Raw genomic sequence first — 19,320 nt, 5'->3', positions numbered from 1 at the left:
GAGCCTTCAAATAAATAAAGAATGACCTAGTCGCGTAGGTAGATGAGCCAGTACCACATGCCAACGAAGACACCACCACCGATGATATTGCCAAGTGTCACTGGGATTAGGTTATTGGTAATAAAGTCGATCATATTTAGGTCGGCGTAATCGGCAATGTTTGCACCTGTCATCTGCCAGAATTCCGCTGGGGCAAAATTCTTGATCCCAATAGCCATAGGCACTTGGAACATGTTAGCGATACAGTGTTCAAAGCCTGCGGAAACAAACATGGCAACTGGCAGGATCATCACCGCGATTTTGTCAGTTAGCGTACGGCCACTGAAAGTCATCCACACCGCGATACATACTAGAACATTACACATGACGCCAAGCGCAACCGCAGAAAGGAAGGTGTGATGTAGTTTGTGCTGAGAGATCGCCATTGCATTCAAACCCACTTGGCCATGATCGAACATGTATTGCTTAGTCAGAAGCATACAGATGACCAACAATAAGGCTCCAACTAAGTTACCGGCGTACACGACTGCCCAGTGCTTAAACAGCATCTTCCAAGAGATTTTGCCACTTGCGCGCGCGACTAAAGTTAGCACCGAGCTAGTAAACAATTCTCCGCCTGTCACGACCACTAGAATCAGCCCTAAACTAAAAGCTAACCCACCAAGTAGGCGAGTAATTCCCCAAGGTAAATCGCCGGCACCCGTGGTTACAATCGTATAGAAGACGAAAGCGATACCAATGTGGATGCCTGCTGAGATAGCTAAAAGAAAGGATTTAACCGGATCTTTGGTTGCTTTGCCTACGCCGATTTCAGCAGCACGCTCAGCCATTTGCGGTGGAAGTAGAGAATCAAACTGGTGGTTTAAGTTCATCATGGGTGAAACATTTTGCAACAAGTGGATTAATGGAGGCGGATAATTACTCGATTTTTATCCAAATTCAAGCGTTAATTAACCTTACATAGCAAAATGTTATTAGTTCAAAGAAAACTCCCACCAAACTCTAAAAATCAACGACTAAAAATCTCTAAATTAGTTTTCAGAAATGAACAAACAATTTATTTATATCAATAAGTTAATAAGCCATTCAACGTCCATTTTTTGATCTCATACGACTTTAGTCTTATTTTTCATATTAATCGCTATTATTATTCATTATCGGCATTACGACATACTCCACGTGCTACTAACCAACAAAAACAGACAAGAATCTTTGATTCTGATCTATTCACAATGCGATTGGACAACTCCTAATCAATCCTAGCGATTCCTGTAGCGAAAGTAAGGCTTAGCTAACACTTCTCAACTCGTAACATTGCCGATTTGTAACTTCATGATTAAGTTGAAATCAGTACTTTCGAAAAGGATTCAAATATGAAATTTACGCCTGAACATATGTCTGAACTAAACCTATTACTACAGTTTGACATCAGCAGCGCTGCGACGGGTATTAAGGTTCATCATGAAGCGACTGAAGAGATGCAGGCGGCAGTTCAACGCCTTTACGAAAAAGGGTTATGTACTTTACCTGACGGTGGGTATCTGACTGATGAAGGTATCGAAATGGCGGAACACGCTGATAAAGCACTAAGAGTCCTTTCTAGTTAGCGCGATAAGGCACAATAGGAGAATTGATGCCTTTGATTGTCGAGAGGTAACGGTTGTATCTCTCGACAATAGAGGAAAGATCAATTTTCTTTAACCCCTCATTAAATACATCGCGCCAGTTGTGTCCCTCTGGCGTGTTTTTGAATGCCAAATACAGCTCTTTGCTCTCAAGCAAGCGGCTGTTCATTTTAACCCGATTACCTAGCATATCCGCTCTAGGATCAATGCCAATGAGATAATCGAGTACATTTGAATCGATGACTGCAGCATCGAGGCGACCTTTAGCCACTTTATAAATATTGCGAATATCGTTAGCTGACGCTTCCACCTGAATCATTCCTTCTTCAACTAGCAAGTCAAACTCAGCCGTATTCACATATCCTTGGACGACACCAATCCGATATAAGGTTAGATCTTCCAAAGAGCTCCACTCAATCGGAAACTTGATGTTCTCAACCAGCCCCAACGGCCCGCTGCCAATAGAGTCTGAGAAAACAAACTCGTCTGTTTTAAAGTAATATTCTGGAAAGTAACCAACATACTTATCGCTTTTGCTGGCAAGCGCAACAGCACGTACCCAAGGTTTAAATTCGATAATAAGCTCGTAGCCCATTGCTGCAAACGCTTCGCGCGCGACGGAAACAGATAAACCATACCCTTCGAGTTCTTCTCCTGAATATGGGGGCCACTCGAGCGAAGTCATATACACTCGCTGAGTCGCCCCACTAGGAAATACGCTGATAATGAGTACTACCGCTAACAACCACTTCATGCTCACCTCTAACTTGCAGGCAGACACCACCTACATAGTTAATAATAGGCACAGTGGTTTATTTATCTAGGCGCGTTCAAAGCACCATTTGTATGGTTGAAGACGATCGTAGAGCCAGTTGAAACCGGTCGCGTAAAAGAAAAAGAACACGAGAAATCCCGCTTCTAGCATAAGTGCTTGGAAGTAAGTGATATTTAAGAACCAAGCTATCGTCGGTAAGGTAATAAAAATTAACCCGCCCTCAAAACCGACCGTATGCCAAATACGGGTTGATAGTGATCGCTCTGCTCTAGGTGTTTGGCATAGACGGTCAAAGCCAATGTTATAAAAATAGTTCCACACTACCGTAAACAAACTCAACCCGACGCCAACCACTACCAACTCACTCGCCCCTTTGCCTGAAAACACAGACGCCATTGGAATAATGAGTGCTAAAGCAATCAGCTCAAAAAACAGTGCGTGGAAGATACGTTCTTTAGTTTGCATAATATTTTCTCTCTTTAATCACAAACAGTGGGCGTATATTCATCTATAATAAAGATACTTAAAAGTTAGATACCATCAGTAAAAGCGATATGTTTAGTATTGAGCAGTTAGAGGCTTTTGTTGCCACCGTTGAAACAGGCTCCTTCTCAGCAGCCGCACGAAAGTCGGGAAAAGTTCAATCCGCCATCAGCCAGCATATTATGAATCTAGAGCTCGATTGTGGTGTTGAACTGTTTAACCGAGATGGACGCTACCCCGCGTTAACCGAAGAAGGTATAAAGCTGCTTCCTCATGCCAACGCCACACTAAAGCAGCATAAGCGATTAGTAGAGTGCTCAGCCTCACTGTTTAAAGACGAGGAATCGAGCATCAGCATTGCCATCGATGAAGGGATACCACTAGACAATTTTTCTCAGTCACTTGAGACTGTGTCATCCTCTTTTCCTAACCTTAAAGTGGAAATACTAGTTGCCTCAAGTATTGACATTATTGACCTTGTTGCAGAAAAACGAGTGACAACTGGTATTGTTTTTTCTGAGATAGAGCTTCCACCGAATATTGATTTTGAGTCCGTTGGACATATCGAATTTGATCTCTACGTTGGTCAGACACATCCCCTTGCAAATCAACTCTCTGAGAACATCGACCAATTGTTGCTTCATAGGCAATTGTTGTTACGCTCTAGAAATGCCAAAGTAAGTGGATTCCAGCAAGCTCATAGTCCAGAGCTGTGGTACGCAGATAGCTATTACGTCTTATTGGAATTAATCAGCAAAGGCTTCGGGTGGGGATTCTTACCTACACATATCGCTTCTGCGTATGAGGACAATGGCAAAATTACCAAAATCCCCATTCGTTATGAACAGCTATGCTGGCAAGCGAATGTCGATGTAATACAACACCAAGGGTACGGCTTTAAGCCGATACATCAACTGTTACGCAGTGAACTGCGTAAGCTACTATCAAGGACGCAATAATGAAAACACTCTCAATTGTCGGAGGCGGTTGGCTTGGAAAGCCTTTAGCCCAGTATTTAACGTCTATTGGTCATAAAGTGTATGTGAGTAAAACTACCTCTGAGGGTGTTGCAACGCTACAACAAGACGGGCTTGATAGTTTTAAATGCGATCTCAATAGTGGTGGAGAAGAACTTGGCCGCCATCTGACACATTTCCCAAGCGAGATTGTCATTGGGTGCTTCCCTCCTGGGTTTCGTAAAGGCGGTGGACAGCAATACGTCAATCAATGGAAAGCGCTAATTGAAGCTGCGAAACAAAATGGTGTCTCTCGCGTGATCATGGTCAGTTCAACCACCGTCTACCCTAGCCTCGCCACTGACATGACCGAAGAAGACGCCTCGCTTGCTATCGCTGAAGGAAATACTGATTTTAGCGACAACGCCACGATTATGCTTCAAGCCGAGGACGCTTTGATTAGTTCAGGGATGAAGTTTGCCATTGTGCGATGTAGCGGATTGGTTGGCCCAGACCGTCACCCTTCAAGATTTGCTAGCAGACTAAAACAAATCAGTGAGCTTGCCCCTGCCAACATGATTCACTTGCAAGATGCGATTGGTGCGGTAAGTTTTATGGCTTTGAATAATACATCTGAAGTCGTTAACGCGACGACGCCTAACACGGTGAGTAAAGCAGAGTTTTATCAAGCGGCTTTAAATAGTGTCGAGTCAACTGAACCTCTACCACCCGTTACCCAGCATCCTGACAAGAAAATTATCGCCAATAAGTTGGTAAGTCTAGGTTACCGATTCCACTACCAACACACATTAGAGTTGGTTTAACCACCAAAGGGCAAGTTATGAGCCAGCTAAAACTATATCAACACATCGAGCGACTTTGGTCTTACATGCAGCTTAATCACTCGCTAAAAAAATCTGACTGTATCTTTGTTTTGGGTAGCAACGACATAAGAGTCGCCGAACTTGCCGCTCAATTGTTTCTGGAAGGATGGGCCAAAAAGCTTGTTTTCTCTGGAGGTGTCGGTCGCCTTACCGAAGGTGTGTTTGAATCATCGGAAGCACAAACCTTTGCTAACGTGGCGCGCGATATGGGTGTGCCTGCGGACAGTATCCTTATCGAGGACAAGGCGACTAACACCGGCGAGAATGTACGATTTACCTATCAGCTAATGAAGCAATCAGGTGAAGATTTTAAGTCGTTCATTTTGGTCCAGAAGCCCTATATGGAAAGGCGTACATACGCAACGTTTGCCAAACAATGGCCGGTCTCATATCAACATGTTTGCGTTACATCGCCAAAGACTTCATTTTGTGACTATTTCAATGATGATATCGATTTAGACATGACGGTCACAGCAATGCTTGGGGATTTTGAACGTATCAAAACCTATCCTGACCTTGGATTCCAAACCGAGCAGACTGTTCCTTTAGAGATGGATGAATCATATACCATACTAAAAAGCGTATTTTGTTAGGCTCTCTCCAGATATCTAAAGTTACACAAATAAAAAACCGGAGCAGTTGCTCCGGCTTAAGTTTACCTATCTAAGATGGTTAATGAATGGCGGCTTCTTTCTCGCTTAAGTATTTAAACTTGAGCTCATCGCCTTTAAGATCAACTTTCACCGTACCACCGTCAACCAAAGAACCAAACAGTAGTTCGTTAGCTAAAGGCTTTTTAACCTGATCTTGAATTACTCTACCCATTGGGCGAGCACCCATCGCCTTGTCATAGCCTTTCAGCGCTAACCAGTGACGAGCATCATCTGATACTTCAAGCGACACACCACGTACATCAAGCTGAGCTTGCAGCTCTACGATAAACTTATCGACAACTTGGTGGATTACATGTTCATCTAAGCTGTTGAACCAGATGATGTTATCAAGACGGTTGCGGAACTCAGGGGTAAATACCTTCTTGATTTCAGACATAGCATCGTGACTGTGATCTTGTTGGATCAAGCCGATCGATTTCTTCTCTGTCATCTGAACGCCCGCGTTAGTTGTCATCACGACGATAACGTTACGGAAGTCCGCTTTACGGCCGTTGTTGTCAGTCAGTGTACCGTTGTCCATCACCTGCAATAACAGATTAAAGATATCTGGGTGAGCTTTCTCAATCTCATCAAGTAACACGACAGAGTGAGGATGTTTGATAACCGCATCAGTAAGCAGACCGCCTTGGTCATAACCAACATAACCAGGAGGCGCACCAATCAAGCGGCTGACAGAGTGACGCTCACCATACTCAGACATATCGAAGCGAAGTAGCTCGATGCCTAATAGCTTAGAAAGCTGCACGGTGACTTCTGTTTTACCCACCCCTGTAGGGCCTGCAAATAAGAATGAACCTACTGGCTTATTATCAGCACCAAGACCTGCACGAGTCAGCTTAATCGCTTCACTGAGCACATCAATCGCATCGTCTTGCCCAAACACCAACATCTTCATCTTCTCATCAAGATTTTGCAGAATTTCTTTATCTGAAGATGAAACCGATTTCTCAGGGATACGAGCCATTTTAGCGACCATCGCTTCGATATCGGCTACACCAACTGTTTTCTTACGACGACTCGCTGGTGCTAGACGACTACGTGCGCCCGCTTCATCAATCACATCGATCGCTTTATCAGGCAAATGACGTTCATTGATGTATTTGGCAGAAAGTTCAACCGCAGCGCGAAGTGCTTTATTGGTGTAGCGAACTTCATGGTGAGCTTCATACTTAGGCTTCAGCCCGATCAGAATTTTAGTGGTGTCATCTAGAGATGGCTCAACAATATCAATCTTCTGGAAGCGTCGAGACAGCGCGCGTTCTTTCTCAAAGATGTTGCTGTACTCTTGATAAGTTGTCGAACCGATACAGCGTAACTTACCGCTACTTAGTAGAGGTTTAATTAAGTTGGCCGCATCAACTTGACCACCAGAAGCCGCACCCGCACCGATAATGGTGTGGATCTCGTCAATAAATAGAATCGCATCTTCTTCTTTTTCAAGCTGCTTCAAAATGGCCTTAAAGCGTTTCTCGAAATCACCACGATATTTAGTGCCCGCAAGAAGTGAACCGATATCTAACGAGTAGATAACGCTATCTGCGATAATATCTGGAACTTGACCTTCAACAATTCTCCAAGCAAGACCTTCCGCGATCGCCGTTTTACCGACACCGGCTTCACCAACAAGAAGCGGGTTATTTTTACGGCGGCGACATAATACTTGGATAGTGCGCTCTAACTCTTTGTCACGACCAATCAGTGGGTCGATCTGGCCTTGTTTAGCGAGCTGATTCAAGTTGGTTGCGAAGCTTTCTAGACGTTCTTCTGAACCAGTTTCTTCAACGCTCTCACTACCAAAGGAATCTGAAGAAGAAGGCTCGTCGCCTGAGCTAGAGGCTTTGGTAATACCGTGAGAGATAAAGTTAACAATATCTAAGCGACTGATATCATTTTTCTTAAGAAGGTAAGCCGCATGAGATTCTTGTTCACTAAAAATAGCCACCAGCACATTTGCACCTGTGACTTCACTGCGTCCTGATGACTGAACATGGAACACAGCTCTTTGCAAAACGCGTTGAAAACTCAAAGTGGGTTGCGTTTCGCGAGTTTCGTCGTTTTCTGGGATAAGAGGTGTAGTTTGATCAATGAATACATCGAGTTCACCGCGAAGGGCCTCGATATCTGCCTGACACGCTTGCAGGGCCTCTCGCGCAGCATCGTTTTCTAGCAATGCTAACAGGAGGTGCTCGACGGTCATAAACTCATGTCTTTTGTCTCTAGCGCGAGCAAATGCGCCGTTCAGACTCGACTCCAATTCTTTATTCAGCATAAGTACCTCCTTTAAGAACAACTTAGGTTGCTCGAACAAGCGTTATGCTTGTTCCATTGTACAAAGCAAAGGATGCTCATTCTCTTTCGAATACATAGTAACTTGCGCTACCTTCGTCTCAGCAACTTCTGCAGTATACGTGCCACAAATTGCCTTGCCTTCATAATGCACCTTGAGCATCACTTGTGTCGCCTTGTCGATATCCATAGAAAAAAAGCGCTCTAGGATTTCAATCACAAAGTCCATCGGAGTGTAATCATCGTTATTTAACACGACGTTATACATAGATGGTGGCTTAACTTTTGTTTTTTCTAACTCCAGCAGATCGGATCCGGGAGTGACCCATTCAAAATGTTTGCTCATGACTCATCGTTGTTAATGTTTTTGTCTCTGTTAATTTTACCACTTCATGGAGCGAAAGTTTTGAATTTAGTTCTTACTATTTAGAACAAAATACTTCTAAAAAATTTTGTCCTTACTTAGAGACTAATGCAGCAATTGAGTCGCTGCAAATAAAAGATTTCACTTATCGGAAGAGCTGTATCTAATTGATTAAAAAGAAACCAAAAACCATTCACAGCGTCTATACTTGAGCTCAAATGAGTAGTTTGCTAGTTGCAAAAATGTAAATCTCAAAAGTGATTTGTTTGCAAATATGTAGACTATAATACCTTTTTCCTATTGACTGTGACCAATCATTGGCTACATTGGTCAAATAGTGACTAAAAATTTGGCAGCGGCTGAATGATAATTCACTTTCTGTTTACAAGGATTCAATGTAAGCACTTTAACAACATCAGTAACAATATGCATGAGGGATGTATAGCATGGCTACAGGTACAGTAAAATGGTTTAACAACGCCAAAGGATTTGGTTTTATTTGTCCAGAGGGAGAAGATGGTGATGTGTTTGCGCACTACTCAACCATTAAAATGGACGGTTATCGTACTCTGAAAGCTGGCCAACAAGTGAGTTTTGAAGTGGAAGAAGGACCTAAAGGCTATCACGCTAGCTCTGTGGTTCCGGTTGAGGCTCAACCAGCAAAATAACCGCTGCCCAACTTAAACAAAGTTTAAATCGTTTAAAAACAAAAAACCCGCCATTTGGCGGGTTTAGTTATTTATGTAGCTTGGATTAGCCGTTGATAACACCATTGAGTGTCGCACTCGGACGCATCAGAGGCGCAGCCTTATCAAACTCAGGTGCGTAGTAACCGCCTAGTTCACCCGCAACACCTTGTGCGCCATTTAGCTCTGCAACAATCTTCTCTTCGTTTGAAGAGAGTGCTTGTGCAATCGGAGCAAACTCAGCAGCGAGATCAGCATCCGTTGTTTGAGCTGCAAGCGCTTGTGCCCAGTATGTTGCTAGGTAGTAGTGGCTACCACGGTTATCTAGCTCACCGACACGGCGTGATGGCGACTTGTTATTGTCTAAGAAGTCACCCGTCGCTTTATCTAGTGCGTCAGCCAAAACTTGCGCTTTCGCGTTACCAGTTACTGTGCTTAGATGCTCTAGAGAAGCCGCTAGCGCTAGGAACTCGCCTAAAGAGTCCCAACGTAGGTGGTTTTCTTTTTCAACCTGCTGAACGTGCTTAGGTGCAGAGCCACCAGCGCCTGTTTCAAATAGGCCGCCACCATTCATTAGTGGAACAATCGATAGCATCTTAGCCGAAGTACCAAGCTCAAGAATTGGGAACAAGTCAGTTAGGTAGTCACGTAGTACGTTACCTGTTACTGAAATTGTATCCTGACCTTGTTTGATTCGAACAAGTGAGAACTGACACGCTTCTAGTGGTGCTAGGATCTTAATCTCTAGACCTGAAGTATCGTGGTTCGGTAAGTAGGCATTCACTTTCTTGATCAGCTGAGCATCGTGTGCGCGGTTTTCATCTAACCAGAATACTGCTGGTACACCTGTCGCACGAGCGCGAGTTACCGCTAGTTTCACCCAATCTTGAATCGGAGCGTCTTTAACCTGACACATACGGAAGATATCACCTTCCTCAACAGATTGCTCAAGTAGCACCGCACCAGAAGCGTCAACCACTCGAACTGTGCCTGCCGTATCTAGAATGAATGTCTTGTCGTGTGAGCCGTACTCTTCTGCTTTCTGTGCCATTAGGCCCACATTCGGTACACTACCCATAGTGGTAGGATCGAACGCACCGTTTTCTTTACAGAAGTCGATAACTGCTTGATAGATACCCGCGTAGCTACGATCAGGGATCATCGCTTTGGTATCTTTCTGCTTACCATCTGGGCCCCACATTTGACCAGATGAACGCAGCATTGCAGGCATAGAAGCGTCAACAATGATGTCACTTGGTACGTGTAGGTTGGTGATACCACGGTCTGAATCAACCATTGCTAGCGGTGGCTGAGTTTCGTATACCGCCTGTAGTGCAGCTTCGATCTCTTCTTTTTGAGCAGCAGGAAGCGCTTGAATCTTAGCGTAAACGTCACCAATACCGTTGTTGACATCGACACCTAGCTTCTCGAATACATCACCGTATTTAGCGAAAACGTCTTTGTAGTAAACCTTAACCGCGTGACCAAAGATCACCGGGTCAGACACTTTCATCATGGTCGCTTTCATATGCAGAGACAGCAGAACGTCTTGCTCTTTTGCTTCGGCGATTTGTGCTTCGAAGAACTCAACCAGTGCTTTCTTGTTCATTACTGAACAATCGATGATCTCTTTATCTTGCAGTGGGAAAGCGCCTTTAAGCTCTTTTACTGCGCCGTCGGCTGCAACAAACTCAATTTTAACCTCTGTTGTACCTTCTACTGTATGCGATTTTTCGCTACCGAAGAAATCGTTACCAGACATGCTAGAAACATGTGACTTAGAGTCCGCAGACCATGCACCCATTGAGTGTGGGTTCTTCTTCGCATAGTTCTTTACAGATAGTGGAGCACGACGGTCAGAGTTACCTTCACGTAGAACTGGGTTTACGGCACTACCTTTGATCTTGTCGTACGTCGCTTTAATCGCTTCTTCTTCGTACGTGCTTGGCTCTTCAGGGTAGTTAGGTAGGTTGTAACCTTTGTCTTGTAGCTCTTTGATGGCTGCTTTCAACTGAGGAATTGACGCTGAAATGTTTGGCAGCTTAATGATATTTGCTTCTGGTGTTTTTGCCAGTTCGCCTAGCTCAGCTAGTGCATCACCAATGCGTTGCTCGTCTGTTAGGTGCTCTGGGAAGTTTGCAATAATACGCCCAGCTAGAGAGATATCACGAGTGTCGACATTGATTCCTGAAGAAGCAGTAAATGATTGAATAATCGGTAGTAGTGAGTAAGTTGCTAGCGCAGGTGCTTCATCAGTAATGGTGTAAATAATTGTAGGTTTTTCTGTAGGCATGAAATTTCCCTATTGTTCTAACCGGACCTGTTGAGTGTAGGTCCTATGTGTGTGTCCGCTAACAAGTTATGAATAATCCCCTCACTTGTTGCGATTTGTCCGTCTCTTTTTGTTTTCGTCACTTAGTCAGCGACATCCTTGAGAGCGATCAGGGTCTGTTAACCTTTTGAGGTTAAATTTTGTTCGAGATAAAAGCGTTTTAGTCGCGGCGAGAGGTTTGCCGCCTAGTCACTCTAAGCAAAATACCTCTTAACAAAGAATAAAACGCTTTTAGCCGAACCCTTCGGGCAGCGTTTGTGGCTCCTTTCTACTGCGTTATCGGCTTATCAGGTAGAACAACTACATTTCAAAACCTCTGCCTTGTATAAAGCACCCACAAACTGCTGCAAAAGTCATCTCAAAAGGTCAACAGACCCTCAATATAATTAAACAAAATTGAAAGAATAGTCTATTATCTTGTTCGCCAATCCTGTTTTCGGGCGCGCAAATGGTAGCTTAATCCGCATCCCGTTAAAAGTTTTACCCACACTTCGTTTACATTTTTGCAAGGTAGTTAACATGTCGCCACGTTCACAACGTGACTCTAAACCCTCTTCATCACGTCGCGGGAATTCCGGTTTTAAACGTCCCTCTTCAGCGAAAGGAGTGAATAAACATTCCTCGAAAAATCGTAGAAAACCGACGAGCACTAAACCCAAGATCGCACCTGAAGATCGTAAGGTCATCGTGTTCAATAAGCCTTATGACACTCTAAGCCAGTTCACTGATGGTGATGGCAGAAAAACCTTAGCCGACTTTATTACCGTCAAAGATGTTTACGCCGCAGGTAGACTTGATAGAGATAGCGAAGGCCTATTAGTTCTAACCAATGATGGCATCTTGCAAGCCAAACTGACGCAACCTAAATCTAAATCACCAAAGACATACTGGGTGCAAGTTGACGGCGCGCCATCAGAGTCGGACTTAGACAAGCTCCGTAAAGGTGTTGAACTAAAGGATGGCATGACACTTCCGGCCAAAGTTGAAGTGATGGAAGAACCTCAAGTGTGGGAGCGTAACCCGCCTGTTCGCTTCAGAGCCAACATTCCAACCACATGGCTATCAATCACCATTATTGAAGGCCGCAACCGCCAAGTACGCCGTATGACCGCTAATATTGGCTTCCCTACTCTACGATTGATTCGTTATTCGATGGGTGATGTGACGCTAGGTGACTTACAGCCAGGTGAGTGGAGACAAATTCAAGTGTAGCTGCTGTATTGACATGGTTTAGTTCAGCGGCTCCCCTTGATAGTAAGTGCATTTCTTACCTGCTTTTTTAGCAAGGTAGAGATCTTTATCGGCCAGTGACAGCGTTTTATCTAAACCTTGAGACTGAGAGAACTGTTCGATCCCAGCGCTAAAAGTGACATTTAATTCAATACCTTGAAAATAGATTTCACGTTCCATCACACAGTCTTGTAAGTGAATGATTAACCGTGATAATCCTTTCTCCCGGACACTTTTCGCATGTAAAATGACGACGAACTCCTCTCCGCCCATACGGTAGACTTGTTGATTGCCAACAAAACTAGCAAGACGCTCTACAACCTGTTTAAGCACTTCGTCCCCGGCAGCGTGTCCGTAACTGTCATTGATGACTTTAAAGTCATCAATATCGAGAGTTAGAAGAAAGCTTCCTTCTAACTGCTTTGCTCGTTGAGCAAATGTCGTAACGAGTGATAAACGATTTTGAGCCCCCGTCAAAGCATCTTGATGTGCCAGAGAGTTGAGCCGTTCGACTCCTTTAACCCGACTATCTTCATAAACGTGTGAAATAGTCCAAACAAAAATATAGGCTAGTACAAAATTAAGCAGTACCGCAGATCGCACCAGAACCGAATCTTCCAATGCAAAATGCAAAGCCACTAACTCCAAAGATAAGCAAGTTAAGCTCCAGTAGAACCCCATCCTCAGCCCAAGAGCAAGATAAAATACGGTAGGCAGCACAACGGCCCAGAGATACAGTGAGCTTTCAACCCGACTGACGAGCGTTCCAAAACAGATCAAAAAAGTTAAAACAACGCAGTGGAAAACAAGGAACCAGTTAGGTTGCTCACGTCGCCAAACGTAAAACAGCATCGTAAAAGAAGCAGCGAAATAAACCAATTCTATAATACCCAACACTTTCGCTTTTGAGCCAAAGTAGAAGACATTGGTTAGTCCAAACAGCAAAGCAGCTAAGCCTAATACAACACACATACCTATCAATACTTTGCGTCTAAGTTGATGTGTGGCATTGTGCTGAATTAGTGGATTACTCATGATTTTATTGATACCTCATTGGTGTTATGTCCCTTTTAACACAGCGGCAACAAATATTCATGATGTCAATAATAAAAAAGCCGCTTATTTCAAAGCGGCTTAAGTAATAGTTGATTTAGCTCGAAAGTTACTGTGCGTCTTTCTCTTTTGCAGCAGTTACCGCGATTGCTAATTCTTCAAGCGCAGCTGGGTTAGCAACACTTGGTGCGTCTGTTAGTAGACACGCAGCCGCAGTTGTTTTAGGGAACGCGATCACATCACGGATGTTCTCTGTACCACATAGCAGCATCACTAGACGGTCAAGACCGAATGCTAGACCTGCGTGAGGAGGCGTACCGAACTTCAGTGCGTCCAATAGGAAACCAAACTTAAGCTGCTGCTCTTCTGCATCGATACCTAGAATGTCGAACACAGCTGCTTGCATCTCTGCATTGTGGATACGAACCGAACCACCACCAACTTCATAGCCGTTTAGAACCATGTCGTATGCATTTGAGTTTGCTGCTGCTGGGTTTGCTTTTAGCTCTTCTGCATTCACGCCTAGAGGTGATGTGAATGGGTGGTGCATTGCATGAAGGTTGCCTTCGTCATCTTCTTCGAACATTGGGAAGTCAACAACCCATAGCGGTGCCCATGCGTTTTCGTCTGTTAGCTCTAGATCTTTACCTAGCTTCAGACGTAGCGCACCCATTGCTTCTGCAACTGTGTTCGCTTTGTCTGCGCCGAATAGGATGATGTCACCTGACTCAGCTTGAGTGCGGTCTAGAATGCCGTTGATTACGTCTTCATTTAGGAATTTAGCCACTGGAGATTGGATACCTTCCATACCGGCAGCGCGGTCATTAACCTTCATCCAAGCAAGACCTTTCGCGCCGTAGATACCTACGAACTCACCGTAGCTGTCAATTTGCTTACGAGTTAGCTTAGCACCACCTGGTACGCGGATTACTGCAACACGACCTTTTTCATCGTTTGCAGGGCCTGAGAATACTTTGAATTCTACGTCTTTTACTAGGTCAGCAACATCAACTAGCTCTAGTGGGTTACGTAGGTCTGGCTTATCGCTACCGAAACGACGGATCGCTTCAGAGAATGGCATTACTGAGAAATCACCCAGGTCTACATTCAGTAGTTCTTGCCACATATCGCGAACCATCTTCTCAGTGGTTGCACGAACTTCGTCAGCCGTCATGAATGACGTTTCGATATCGATCTGAGTGAATTCTGGCTGACGGTCAGCACGTAAGTCTTCATCACGGAAACACTTAACGATTTGGTAATAACGGTCAAAGCCAGACATCATTAGCAGCTGTTTAAATAGCTGCGGAGACTGTGGAAGTGCGTAGAAGCTACCTTTGTGAACACGGCTTGGTACCAAGTAGTCACGTGCACCTTCTGGCGTCGCTTTAGTCAGTACTGGCGTTTCAATATCTAGGAAACCATTGTCATCTAGGAAACGACGAACAAAGCTAGAAGCTTTAGCACGCAGCTTGATGCGATCGCTCATTTCAGGGCGACGAAGGTCTAGGTAACGATACTTTAGACGCTGCTCTTCAGAGTTCTTCTGGTTGAAGTCTAGTGGTAGAACGTCTGCGCGGTTGATGATCTCAAGACCTTTGGCGATGATTTCAACTTCACCCGTTGCCATATCTTTGTTTACTTGGCTATCTGGGCGAACACGTACTTCACCAGTTAGCTTGATACAGAATTCATTACGCAGCGTGTTAGCCACTTCGTACGCATCAGCCATATCTGGATCGACAACAACCTGAACAACGCCTTCACGATCTCGCATATCGATAAAAATAAGACCGCCTAAATCACGACGACGGTTAACCCAGCCGCAAAGTTCTACAGTTTGTCCTGCAAGGGACTTGTTCAGGTGACCACAGTAATGGGTACGCATAATGAATTTCCCAATCTCTTAAAATTTGTTGATTACTATCTATCGGTGTTAAGTTTACCGATAGAGCAAAGTTCCATTTATACGCTGAAAGTGGGTCGAGATCGACTACCTAGCGTACAATTTATTGCGATTTATCATCTATTGATGCTTTTTAAACCAACAAAGGCGTAAAACAGCAGCAATATGAAAAAATTGGCGCTGATTATAGCCCTAATCTGGGTGGTTCGGCAAAACTCTCATTCAACCGATTCAAACTAGAGAATGTAGCAGCGAATATGGACAGTTTACCCATCAGGCTCGGGCTCACTATGTGGTCACATAACAATTGGCAGCAGAGCTTTTATGGCAGTGGCACCAAGCCCAATGAAAGATTGGAAAAATACGCCAGTGTCTTTCACACGGTTGAAGGAAACACTACCTTTTACGCCACGCCAAACAGTGTCACGGTCAACAACTGGCGCGCGGCAACGCATGATGATTTTCGGTTTACCTTCAAACTGCCGCAAAGCATCACTCACCAGCAAATGCTGCGTGGGTGTCAGGCGGAGCTAAAAAGCTTTATGGCGATTATGGAGCCACTGCATGAGCGTATCGGTCAGTGGACAATCCAACTACCAGCGGCCTTTGGCCCCGAACACCTAGAAAACCTCAAACAATTTTGCGCTCTGTTTCCACCTCACTACCCTATCGGTATTGAAGTTCGCCATCCTGCCTTTTTTGCCAAAGGCGATGCCGAAAAAGCGCTCAATGCTTGGCTCATTGAGCAAGGCTACGATCGCATCATCATGGACAGTCGCCCTGTCTTTGCTGCTAAGCCAGATAATGAAGCCATTATCGACGCTCAGCAAAAGAAACCAAAAGTGCCCGTTCATGCCATCGCGACAGCAGACAATCCTATGATTCGCTTTATCGGCCATCCTCAAGAAGAGAAAAATTACGACTTCTTTACCCCTTGGCTAAGCAAGATTCCACAGTGGATCGAACAAGGTAAGCAGCCTTATGTGATGATTCATACAGCGGATAATATCGTCGCTCCCGAACTTGCCGCTAATCTCTATAAACAGTTGCAAATTAAAGTAAAACTACCCGACTTAAATGACTTTCCTGCCGCAGATGGCAACACCCAGATACAGATGTTTTAGCACATATATACCCAATACATGACAGAGGCGCGAAATTCACATAAAATACGCGCCTTTTTAATGGCTGTAGACTTGAGAGCACGGCATCTCACGTTGAGAGAACTGAGTTATGAACCCTAAGAGCAATCCAGATACTATTTTTTCGGCTCCAATCGATAAAATTGGGGATTTCACCTTCGATGAACGTGTTGCGGAAGTTTTTCCAGACATGATTCAGCGCTCAGTCCCTGGCTACAGCAATATTATTTCTGCTATCGGCATGCTGGCAGAACGCTTTGTAAAGCCGCATTCCAATATCTATGACTTAGGCTGTTCTCTTGGGGCTGCGACACTTTCCATGCGTCGTCACATCAATCAAGAAGGCTGTCAGATTATCGCCGTCGATAACTCTTCAGCGATGGTAGAGCGATGCAAGCTGCACGTTAACGCTTATCGTAGCGATACGCCTGTTGATGTTGTCGAAGCAGACATTCGCGATATCGAAATCGACAATGCTTCTGTGGTCGTACTTAACTTTACGCTCCAGTTCTTATCACCAGAAGATCGCTACACCTTGCTCGAAAAGATCTACGCAGGTCTTCGCCCTGGTGGGATCTTGATTCTTTCAGAGAAGTTTGTTTTTGAAGATGAAGCATCAAATGAACTGCTGATCGATTTACATCACGACTTTAAACGAGCCAATGGCTATAGCGAACTAGAAATCAGCCAAAAGCGCAGCGCAATTGAAAATGTGATGCGTCCAGACTCTAAAAAAGAGCACAAAGAGCGCTTCGCGAAGATCGGCTTTAGCAGTTACGATGTCTGGTTCCAATGCTTTAACTTTGGTTCGATGTTCGCGATAAAATAGCGAGAAGCGAGAAGCGAGAAGCGAGAAGCGAGAAGCGAGAAGCGAGAAGCGAGAAGCGAGAAGCGAGAAGCGAGAGAAGTGTTGGTTAACGCTCTTTTAGTGTCAAATTATCAATTTATTATCAGTGAATAACTATGTTTAACTTTGCCAATTTTTATCAGTTAATTGCCTCAGACACACGTCTTCAACCTTGGCTGAATGTCTTACCTCAACAGCTAACCGATTGGCAAAATGCAGAACATGGTGATTTTGGTCGCTGGTTAAAAGCGCTCAATAAAATCCCAGAAGGTCACCCAGACCAAATCGATATTAAAAATGCGGTTGTGCTTGCTAACGATACCCCTTTTCATAGCGGCGAACTAAAAAAGCTCGAAAATCTCCTGCGCACGTTCCATCCTTGGCGCAAAGGCCCGTACACGGTTCATGGTATTCATATTGATACTGAGTGGCGCAGTGACTGGAAGTGGGATCGAGTGCTACCCCATATTTCTCCACTAAAAAACCGCAGCGTTCTGGATGTTGGATGCGGTAATGGCTACCACATGTGGCGCATGCTAGGTGAAGGCGCTCGACTAACTGTGGGCATTGATCCTTCGCACCTGTTTTTGATCCAATTCGAAGCCATTCGTAAATTAATGGGCGGTGACCAGCGCGCACACTTGTTGCCACTTGGCATTGAGCAACTACCTAAGCTCGAAGCATTCGATACCGTGTTTAGCATGGGCGTACTTTACCACCGCTGTTCACCACTTGATCATCTTATCCAGCTTAAAAACCAGTTGGTTTCTGGGGGCGAACTGGTACTTGAAACATTGGTTATTGAAGGGGATGAAACTTCAGTGCTTGTTCCAGTGGACCGTTATGCTCAAATGCGCAACGTCTACTTCTTCCCGTCAGCGAAAGCACTCAAAGTCTGGCTAGAAAATGTTGGCTTTGAAAATGTGCGGATTGTGGATGAAAACGTAACAACCACAGGCGAACAACGAACGACTGAGTGGATGACACACAATTCACTACCGGACTACTTAGATCCAAACGACCCAACAAAAACAGTCGAAGGTCACCCTGCTCCTCGCCGAGCGGTATTAGTAGCAACTAAGCCATAAAATAGTCGCGAATTGACAGAGAGTTAACTCAACTCACACGGGAAATCATTTCGCAGACACGCAATCCCCAATACAATACCAAGGATGCCTCGCATCCTTGTTTTTTACGCGTATTCCTCTTTAAATTGTTTTATTGAGAATCTGACACAATTCGCTGCTTGTTTGTGACAAATTTATTACGCTAAACTTCTTATTTATCTATTGTTTTAATTACTTTCAGGTTTATCAATGTTGACAAGATTTACCCCAATCGTGGCACTTATGTTACTGTCTGGTTGTACACTTACAAATAGTGAGCAATACCACCAAGAAACGTTAGCCGCAATTCAAGCTTCAGAAACAAATCTAACCAACCAATATACAAACCTAAACTTACAGTTAAGCAATCAGTCTGACTATATAGAAAACCTAGAAAACCAAGTTAATGAGCTTGAGAAGCAACTCGTAGCATTCAAAACTGAAGCTTTAGAAGAAGTGCGCAAAAAGCCAGACCCAGTAGTCATCCCTGCTGCTGCACCTGTTGAGGCGACACCAAGCCATGAAATCGTGTTAGGTGAAGTTGAGAAAGTCACCATTGACTCAATCAAACAGTCTTTTGATGCCCGAGTCGATACAGGCGCGGCAACGTCATCACTCAACGCTGTCGATATCGAGCAATTTGAGCGCAATGGCAAAAACTGGGTTCGTTTCCACCTCTCTGATGGAGAGAAAGAACTTAACGATACAAACTGGATCGAAGCACCAATAATCCGCTTTGTAAAAATCCGTCAATCAACCAACGAAGAAGTCGAACGTCGCGCGGTTGTTGAATTGTGGGTCAAACTCGGAAAAATCCATGAAAAAGCGCAATTTACCTTGGCAGATCGCTCGCAAATGAGTCATCCTGTACTCTTAGGTCGCGAGTTTATCCGTGATATCGCAGTGGTTGATGTAAGTAAAAAGTACATACACACGGAAGTTCCTCAGAAATAATAAGGTAGCGTAGGCTT

The 19,320-nt window shown here is 44.4% G+C and carries 18 protein-coding genes; 10 read left to right on the top strand and 8 right to left on the bottom strand.

The features are described from left to right. Positions 1 to 26 precede the first annotated feature (26 nt). The gene (gene focA, locus AC6R16_RS11630) at positions 27 to 872 is read right to left on the bottom strand and encodes a formate transporter FocA (protein WP_239855281.1); all 846 of its coding nucleotides are present in this window, start codon (positions 870 to 872) and stop codon (positions 27 to 29) included. Between the two features lie 501 nt (positions 873 to 1,373). Between focA and AC6R16_RS11625 the strand changes: the two genes are divergently transcribed. Then, positions 1,374 to 1,607: a TIGR02647 family protein gene (locus AC6R16_RS11625; protein ID WP_004744307.1), complete on the top strand. Its 234-nt coding sequence runs from the start codon at positions 1,374 to 1,376 to the stop codon at positions 1,605 to 1,607. Here the strand turns inward: AC6R16_RS11625 and AC6R16_RS11620 are convergent. Together AC6R16_RS11620 and AC6R16_RS11615 are read right to left on the bottom strand one after the other, a co-directional pair. Next, positions 1,600 to 2,379 (bottom strand): substrate-binding periplasmic protein, encoded by a 780-nt coding sequence (locus tag AC6R16_RS11620; RefSeq protein WP_500640798.1) that lies wholly within the window; start codon positions 2,377 to 2,379, stop codon positions 1,600 to 1,602. The two genes, AC6R16_RS11625 and AC6R16_RS11620, sit on opposite strands and share 8 nt — an antisense overlap. A gap of 66 nt (positions 2,380 to 2,445) precedes the next feature. Then, the gene (locus AC6R16_RS11615) at positions 2,446 to 2,865 is read right to left on the bottom strand and encodes a PACE efflux transporter (RefSeq protein ID WP_500674448.1); all 420 of its coding nucleotides are present in this window, start codon (positions 2,863 to 2,865) and stop codon (positions 2,446 to 2,448) included. Between the two features lie 89 nt (positions 2,866 to 2,954). On the opposite strand from AC6R16_RS11615, the gene AC6R16_RS11610 reads away from it, so the two are divergent. From AC6R16_RS11610 to AC6R16_RS11600, 3 genes are read left to right on the top strand one after another with little or no spacing between them, the layout of a single operon-like run. After that, positions 2,955 to 3,842, top strand: a complete 888-nt coding sequence (locus AC6R16_RS11610; RefSeq protein WP_500674447.1) for a LysR family transcriptional regulator — start codon at positions 2,955 to 2,957, stop codon at positions 3,840 to 3,842. Continuing rightward, on the top strand, positions 3,842 to 4,663 hold the full coding sequence (locus tag AC6R16_RS11605) for an NAD(P)H-binding protein (protein WP_500674446.1): 822 nt from the start codon (positions 3,842 to 3,844) through the stop codon (positions 4,661 to 4,663). Before AC6R16_RS11610 ends, AC6R16_RS11605 begins: the two co-directional genes overlap by 1 nt. A 17-nt stretch (positions 4,664 to 4,680) precedes the next feature. Further along, on the top strand, positions 4,681 to 5,316 hold the full coding sequence (locus AC6R16_RS11600) for a YdcF family protein (protein ID WP_500674445.1): 636 nt from the start codon (positions 4,681 to 4,683) through the stop codon (positions 5,314 to 5,316). Positions 5,317 to 5,395: 79 nt separating this feature from the next. Here AC6R16_RS11600 and clpA read toward each other — a convergent pair whose 3' ends face one another. Both clpA and clpS read right to left on the bottom strand, forming a co-directional pair. Beyond that, positions 5,396 to 7,666: an ATP-dependent Clp protease ATP-binding subunit ClpA gene (gene clpA / locus AC6R16_RS11595; RefSeq protein WP_004744314.1), complete on the bottom strand. Its 2,271-nt coding sequence runs from the start codon at positions 7,664 to 7,666 to the stop codon at positions 5,396 to 5,398. A 42-nt stretch (positions 7,667 to 7,708) separates the two neighbouring features. After that, positions 7,709 to 8,029, bottom strand: coding sequence for an ATP-dependent Clp protease adapter ClpS (clpS, locus tag AC6R16_RS11590; protein ID WP_004744315.1), 321 nt, complete (start codon positions 8,027 to 8,029; stop codon positions 7,709 to 7,711). Between the two features lie 464 nt (positions 8,030 to 8,493). Between clpS and cspD the strand changes: the two genes are divergently transcribed. After that, on the top strand, positions 8,494 to 8,715 hold the full coding sequence (gene cspD / locus AC6R16_RS11585; RefSeq protein WP_004744316.1) for a cold shock domain-containing protein CspD: 222 nt from the start codon (positions 8,494 to 8,496) through the stop codon (positions 8,713 to 8,715). 85 nt (positions 8,716 to 8,800) lie between these two features. On the opposite strand, the gene AC6R16_RS11580 is transcribed toward cspD, so the two are convergent. Then, positions 8,801 to 11,026 (bottom strand): NADP-dependent isocitrate dehydrogenase, encoded by a 2,226-nt coding sequence (locus AC6R16_RS11580; RefSeq protein WP_500674444.1) that lies wholly within the window; start codon positions 11,024 to 11,026, stop codon positions 8,801 to 8,803. 558 nt (positions 11,027 to 11,584) lie between these two features. On the opposite strand from AC6R16_RS11580, the gene AC6R16_RS11575 reads away from it, so the two are divergent. Next, entirely contained in the window at positions 11,585 to 12,277 is a 693-nt protein-coding gene (locus AC6R16_RS11575; protein WP_500674443.1) for a pseudouridine synthase, read from the top strand. An 18-nt stretch (positions 12,278 to 12,295) separates the two neighbouring features. Here AC6R16_RS11575 and AC6R16_RS11570 read toward each other — a convergent pair whose 3' ends face one another. Together AC6R16_RS11570 and aspS are read right to left on the bottom strand one after the other, a co-directional pair. Beyond that, positions 12,296 to 13,330 (bottom strand): GGDEF domain-containing protein, encoded by a 1,035-nt coding sequence (locus AC6R16_RS11570; protein ID WP_500674442.1) that lies wholly within the window; start codon positions 13,328 to 13,330, stop codon positions 12,296 to 12,298. A gap of 127 nt (positions 13,331 to 13,457) precedes the next feature. Then, entirely contained in the window at positions 13,458 to 15,236 is a 1,779-nt protein-coding gene (aspS, locus tag AC6R16_RS11565) for an aspartate--tRNA ligase (RefSeq protein WP_500674441.1), read from the bottom strand. Positions 15,237 to 15,511: 275 nt separating this feature from the next. Here aspS and AC6R16_RS11560 point away from each other — a divergent pair, with 275 nt between their 5' ends. The 4 genes from AC6R16_RS11560 to AC6R16_RS11545 all read left to right on the top strand — a co-directional run bounded on the left by AC6R16_RS11560 (position 15,512) and on the right by AC6R16_RS11545 (position 19,303). Continuing rightward, positions 15,512 to 16,378 (top strand): DUF72 domain-containing protein, encoded by an 867-nt coding sequence (locus tag AC6R16_RS11560; RefSeq protein ID WP_500674440.1) that lies wholly within the window; start codon positions 15,512 to 15,514, stop codon positions 16,376 to 16,378. Between the two features lie 109 nt (positions 16,379 to 16,487). Next, entirely contained in the window at positions 16,488 to 17,225 is a 738-nt protein-coding gene (cmoA, locus tag AC6R16_RS11555; RefSeq protein WP_500674439.1) for a carboxy-S-adenosyl-L-methionine synthase CmoA, read from the top strand. 134 nt (positions 17,226 to 17,359) lie between these two features. Then, positions 17,360 to 18,331, top strand: coding sequence for a tRNA 5-methoxyuridine(34)/uridine 5-oxyacetic acid(34) synthase CmoB (gene cmoB, locus AC6R16_RS11550; protein WP_500640808.1), 972 nt, complete (start codon positions 17,360 to 17,362; stop codon positions 18,329 to 18,331). A gap of 228 nt (positions 18,332 to 18,559) precedes the next feature. Next, complete coding sequence (locus tag AC6R16_RS11545) at positions 18,560 to 19,303, top strand: ATP-dependent zinc protease family protein (RefSeq protein ID WP_500674438.1); 744 nt, start codon at positions 18,560 to 18,562, stop codon at positions 19,301 to 19,303. Positions 19,304 to 19,320 lie beyond the last annotated feature (17 nt).

Source organism: Vibrio sp. R10-SG3-ISO10 (genome assembly GCF_059834185.1).
Note: the sequence above shows the minus strand (reverse complement) of the source record. Positions and strands in the feature narration are given on the sequence as shown.

Bases quoted from the DNA above. Each gene is read 5' to 3' on its own strand.
- AC6R16_RS11570 (WP_500674442.1), bottom strand. From the start codon at position 13,330: ATGAGTAATCCACTAATTCAGCACAATGCCACACATCAACTTAGACGC.
- AC6R16_RS11620 (WP_500640798.1), bottom strand. From the start codon at position 2,379: ATGAAGTGGTTGTTAGCGGTAGTACTCATTATCAGCGTATTTCCTAGT.
- aspS (WP_500674441.1), bottom strand. From the start codon at position 15,236: ATGCGTACCCATTACTGTGGTCACCTGAACAAGTCCCTTGCAGGACAA.
- AC6R16_RS11545 (WP_500674438.1), top strand. From the start codon at position 18,560: ATGTTGACAAGATTTACCCCAATCGTGGCACTTATGTTACTGTCTGGT.
- AC6R16_RS11615 (WP_500674448.1), bottom strand. From the start codon at position 2,865: ATGCAAACTAAAGAACGTATCTTCCACGCACTGTTTTTTGAGCTGATT.
- AC6R16_RS11600 (WP_500674445.1), top strand. From the start codon at position 4,681: ATGAGCCAGCTAAAACTATATCAACACATCGAGCGACTTTGGTCTTAC.
- AC6R16_RS11605 (WP_500674446.1), top strand. From the start codon at position 3,842: ATGAAAACACTCTCAATTGTCGGAGGCGGTTGGCTTGGAAAGCCTTTA.
- AC6R16_RS11610 (WP_500674447.1), top strand. From the start codon at position 2,955: ATGTTTAGTATTGAGCAGTTAGAGGCTTTTGTTGCCACCGTTGAAACA.
- AC6R16_RS11580 (WP_500674444.1), bottom strand. From the start codon at position 11,026: ATGCCTACAGAAAAACCTACAATTATTTACACCATTACTGATGAAGCA.
- clpA (WP_004744314.1), bottom strand. From the start codon at position 7,666: ATGCTGAATAAAGAATTGGAGTCGAGTCTGAACGGCGCATTTGCTCGC.
- focA (WP_239855281.1), bottom strand. From the start codon at position 872: ATGAACTTAAACCACCAGTTTGATTCTCTACTTCCACCGCAAATGGCT.
- clpS (WP_004744315.1), bottom strand. From the start codon at position 8,029: ATGAGCAAACATTTTGAATGGGTCACTCCCGGATCCGATCTGCTGGAG.
- cmoA (WP_500674439.1), top strand. From the start codon at position 16,488: ATGAACCCTAAGAGCAATCCAGATACTATTTTTTCGGCTCCAATCGAT.
- cmoB (WP_500640808.1), top strand. From the start codon at position 17,360: ATGTTTAACTTTGCCAATTTTTATCAGTTAATTGCCTCAGACACACGT.
- AC6R16_RS11560 (WP_500674440.1), top strand. From the start codon at position 15,512: ATGGACAGTTTACCCATCAGGCTCGGGCTCACTATGTGGTCACATAAC.
- AC6R16_RS11625 (WP_004744307.1), top strand. From the start codon at position 1,374: ATGAAATTTACGCCTGAACATATGTCTGAACTAAACCTATTACTACAG.
- AC6R16_RS11575 (WP_500674443.1), top strand. From the start codon at position 11,585: ATGTCGCCACGTTCACAACGTGACTCTAAACCCTCTTCATCACGTCGC.
- cspD (WP_004744316.1), top strand. From the start codon at position 8,494: ATGGCTACAGGTACAGTAAAATGGTTTAACAACGCCAAAGGATTTGGT.